Annotated in this window: 3 protein-coding genes and 1 pseudogene; 1 reads left to right on the forward strand and 3 read right to left on the reverse strand. The window is 71.3% G+C overall.

Translation table 11 applies throughout. The annotated features are described in order from the left end of the window. Positions 1 to 69 precede the first annotated feature (69 nt). Genes aspS through KME77_RS15130 form a run of 3 tightly spaced genes read right to left on the reverse strand, consistent with a single transcriptional unit; the run spans position 70 to position 3,751 of the window. Positions 70 to 1,818, reverse strand: coding sequence for an aspartate--tRNA ligase (aspS, locus tag KME77_RS15120; RefSeq protein ID WP_219467351.1), 1,749 nt, complete (start codon positions 1,816 to 1,818; stop codon positions 70 to 72). Beyond that, complete coding sequence (gene hisS / locus KME77_RS15125) at positions 1,815 to 3,071, reverse strand: histidine--tRNA ligase (RefSeq protein WP_219467354.1); 1,257 nt, start codon at positions 3,069 to 3,071, stop codon at positions 1,815 to 1,817. The genes aspS and hisS overlap by 4 nt, the downstream gene beginning before the upstream one ends. After that, positions 3,071 to 3,751, reverse strand: a complete 681-nt coding sequence (locus KME77_RS15130) for an MBL fold metallo-hydrolase (protein WP_219467356.1) — start codon at positions 3,749 to 3,751, stop codon at positions 3,071 to 3,073. The genes hisS and KME77_RS15130 overlap by 1 nt, the downstream gene beginning before the upstream one ends. A 139-nt stretch (positions 3,752 to 3,890) precedes the next feature. On the opposite strand from KME77_RS15130, the pseudogene KME77_RS15135 reads away from it, so the two are divergent. Next, a pseudogene (locus KME77_RS15135) lies at positions 3,891 to 4,147 on the forward strand (peptidylprolyl isomerase); the annotation flags it as partial.

Here is a 4,147-nt window from a genome sequence, read left to right on the forward strand (position 1 = left end):
AGCCACCCGTCGCGGGGTGGCTGGGCGCTTTTGGCGTGAGGGGCACCGGCGTGCCCGGGCGAGGCGGGGTTACGGCTGCTTGGGCGGGGCGTCCACGCCCGCCTCCTTGCGCTGGTCGGTGGTGATCGGCGTGGGCGCGCCGGTCAGCGGGTCGAACCCGGAGGCCGTCTTGGGGAAGGCGATCACGTCGCGGATCGAGTCGCCGCCGGACAGCAGCATGCAGATGCGGTCCCAGCCGTAGGCGATGCCGCCGTGCGGGGGCGGGCCGTACTTGAACGCCTCCAGCAGGAAGCCGAACTTGCTCTCGGCCTCCTCCTTGGAGATGCCGAGCACGTCGAAGACGCGCTGCTGCATCTCGGCCCGGTGGATACGGATGGAGCCGCCGCCGATCTCCATGCCGTTGCAGACCATGTCGTAGGCGTAGGCCAGGGCCTCGCCGGGGTGGTCCTGGAAGTTGTCGGCCCACTCGGGCTTGGGGCCGGTGAACGGGTGGTGCACGGCCGTCCAGCCGCCCTCCCCGCCGGACTCATCGGACACAGGCTCGAACATGGGGGCGTCGACCACCCACAGGAACGACCACAGCGACTCGTCGATCAGCCCGCAGCGGCGGCCGATCTCCAGGCGGGCCGCGCCGAGCAGGTCACGCGCCGAGCTCCTCGCACCGGCCGCGAAGAAGACCGCGTCGCCGGGCGCGGCGCCGGCCTTGGCGGCCAGGCCGGAGATCTCCTCCTCGGAGAGGTTCTTGGCGACGGGGCCGCCGAGCGTGCCGTCCTCCTGGACCAGCACGTACGCCAGCCCCTTGGCGCCGCGCGAGCGCGCCCACTCCTGCCAGCCGTCGAGCTCCTTGCGCGTCTGCGAGGCGCCGCCCGGCATGACGACCGCGCCCACGTAGTCGGCCTGGAAGACGCGGAAGGAGGTGCCGGCGAAGTAGCCGGTCATCTCCACCAGCTCCTGGCCGAAGCGCAGGTCCGGCTTGTCGGAGCCGTAGCGGGCCATGGCCTCGGCGTAGGTCATGCGCGGCAGCGGCATCGGGATCTCGTGGCCGAGCGTCTCGCGCCACACGCGCCCGATCAGCTTCTCGCCGACCTCGATGACGTCTTCCTGGTCCACGAACGACATCTCGATGTCGATCTGGGTGAACTCCGGCTGCCGGTCGGCCCGCAGGTCCTCGTCGCGGTAGCACTTGGCGAGCTGGTAGTAGCGCTCCAGGCCGCCGACCTGAAGGAGTTGCTTGAACAGCTGGGGCGACTGGGGCAGCGCGTACCAGTTGCCCGGCTGCAGCCGCACCGGCACCAGGAAGTCGCGCGCGCCCTCGGGGGTGGAGCGGGTCAGGGTGGGCGTCTCGACGTAGACGAAGCCGAGCTCGTGCATGACCTCGTTGGCCAGGTAGGTGGCCTTCGAGCGGACCCGCATGGCGTCGGCCACCTGCTGGCGGCGGATGTCGAGGTAGCGGTACTTGAGCCGGGCCTCCTCCGAGACGCCCGCGTTGCCCTCGATGGGGAAGGGCAGCGGCGCGGACTCGCTGAGCACCTCGACCCGCTCGGCCACGACCTCGATGGCGCCGGTGGGCAGCTCGGGGTTCTCGTTGCCCTCGGGGCGGGTGCGTACCTGGCCGACCACCTTCACGCAGTATTCGGCGCGCAGGTCGTGCGCGTGGTCCTCCTCGCGGAAGACCACCTGCGCCGAGCCGGAGGCGTCGCGCAGGTCGATGAAGACCACCCCGCCGTGGTCACGGCGCCGGGCCACCCAGCCCGCTAGCGTCACCTGCTGCCCGGCGTGCTCCTCCCGGAGCGACCCCGCCGTATGCGTGCGGATCACTGTAGCTTTCCCTTCAAGACGTCGACGACCTGGGCCAGCGGCACCTCGGTCTGCTCAGCGGTGGTCAGGTCCTTCAGTTGTACGGCCTTCGCGGCCAGGTCACGTTCGCCGAGGATGAGCGCGTAACGGGCGCCGGAACGGTCGGCGCCCTTCATCGCGCCCTTGAGCCCCTTGCCCCCGAAGGCCATGTCGGCGGCGACCCCGGCCGCGCGCAGCTCGCTCAAGAGCTTGAACATGGCGCGCGCCGCCTCGTCGCCCAGCGCCACACCGTACACCTCGCAGCGGGCGGGGGTGTCGAGCGTGACACCCTCGCGCTCCAGGGCGATGACGGTGCGGTCGAGGCCGAGGCCGAAGCCGATGCCGGGCAGCCGCGGGCCGCCGATGGCCTCCGACAGCCCGTCGTAGCGGCCGCCGCCACCGATGCCGGACTGCGCGCCGAGCAACGGGTGGTCGAACTCGAACGTCGTACGGGTGTAGTAGTCGAGCCCGCGCACCAGCCGGGGCGCGTCCTCCCACGGGATGTCCAGGTCGGCCAGGAGCTGCCTGACCCGGTCGTGGTAGGCCTCGCAGCCGGGGCACAGGTGGTCGCCGATCAGCGGCGCGTCCTCCAGCTGCTTGCGCACCTCGGGGCGGTTGTCGTCGAGCACGCGCAGCGGGTTGATCTCGATCCGCGCCCTGGTGGCCTCGTCGAGGTCGAGCCCGCGCAGGAACTCCTGCAGCCGCGTCCGGTAGACCGGCCGGCACTCCTGGCAGCCCAGGGAGTTGAGCAGCAGCCGCACGCGGGTCAGGCCGAGATTGGTGTACCACTGCCAGGCCAGGGCGATGGTCTCGGCGTCGACGGCGGGGTCCTCGCTGCCGATCGCCTCCAGGTCGAGCTGGTAGAACTGGCGGTAGCGGCCCTCCTGGGGCGCCTCCGCGCGGAACACGGGCCCGTCGGTCCACAGCTTCACCGGGAGCTGGCCGCGGTGCAGGCCGTACTCCAGGACCGCGCGCAGCACCCCCGCGGTGAACTCCGGGCGCAGCGTCAGCGACCGGTTGCCGCGGTCGGTGAAGGTGTACATCTCCTTGCTGACGACGTCGGTGGACTCGCCGACGCCGCGCGCGAACAGCTGGGTGTCCTCGAAGACCGCGGTCTCCAGGTAGGCGTATCCCGCGCGCCTGGCCGTCTCGGCGAACATCGCGCGGATCGCGTGGAACGTCGAGGCTTGCGGCGGGACGTACTCCTTGACGCCCTTCGGTGCTTGGAAGCTCATTAGATCCCTCGTGTGGGACCGGCCAGCGGCGCGGCCTCCTCCAGATAAGGGTTCGTGGCGCGCTCGCGGCCGATCGTGGTCTGTGGTCCGTGGCCCGGCAGGACGACCGTACCGTCAGGCAGCGGCAGGCACTTGGCCGCCAGGCTGCGCAGGATCGTCGGGTAGTCGCCGCCCGGAAGGTCGGTGCGGCCGATGGAGCCGGCGAACAGCAGGTCGCCCGAGAACATGACCTCGTCGCCGGGCAGCCGGAAGCTCACCGACCCCCTGGTATGGCCGGGCGTGTGGTCGACCACGAGCTCCAGGCCCGCCAGCGGCAGCACGGCGCCGTCGGTCAGCTCGCGCACCTCGTCGGGCTCGGTGAAGGTGATGCCGCCGAACATGGTCGCGCTGGACGGCGACCAGCCGGCGGCCGGATCGCTGAGCAGGTGGCGGTCGTCGGGGTGGATCCAGGCGGGCACGTCGCGCGCCCCGCACACCGGGGCCACCGACCAGACGTGGTCGAGGTGACCGTGCGTGAGCAGCACCGCTACCGGCTTGAGCCGGTGCTCGCGCAGCAGCTCGTCGACCCCCTCGACGGCGTCCTGACCTGGATCGACGATCACGCACTCCTCGCCCGCGGCGGGCGCGACGACGTAACAATTGGTCTGGAAGGCCCCTGCGGGGAAGCCGGCGATGAGCATCTGCCTCAGCTGATCTCGTCAAAAAAGCCAATGGGAATGTAACCGAAGGGTACCGGTGCGGGTCGCCGGGCTGCGAATCATTACCCGTTGGCCGATACGATTCGCCCACCTCAGTTGATTGACTATGGGAGGCAAAGCGGTGGCCACGGGGAAGGACCGGCAGAAGCAGCTGGCACGCGAGCACCACGAGCGCCAGATGGCGCGCCGGGTCGAGCGCGAGCAGCGGGCCAGGCGCATGGCGATCATCGGCTCCACGGTGGGTGTGGTGGTCGTGGTCGGCGGCATCGTCGCCGCGGTCGCGGTGTTCGGGGGCAACGACGCGCCGACCGACGCCGCCGCCTCGCCCACGGCGTCGGCCCAGGACACGGCGGCGCCGACGGACTCGGCGGCGCCCTC

The organism is Nonomuraea rhizosphaerae, assembly GCF_019396405.1.
GTDB lineage: Bacteria > Actinomycetota > Actinomycetes > Streptosporangiales > Streptosporangiaceae > Nonomuraea > Nonomuraea rhizosphaerae.

What these genes read in the sequence shown, in the direction of transcription:
- hisS (WP_219467354.1), bottom strand. Translation starts at nt 3,071, where the DNA reads ATGAGCTTCCAAGCACCGAAGGGCGTCAAGGAGTACGTCCCGCCGCAA.
- KME77_RS15130 (WP_219467356.1), bottom strand. Translation starts at nt 3,751, where the DNA reads ATGCTCATCGCCGGCTTCCCCGCAGGGGCCTTCCAGACCAATTGTTAC.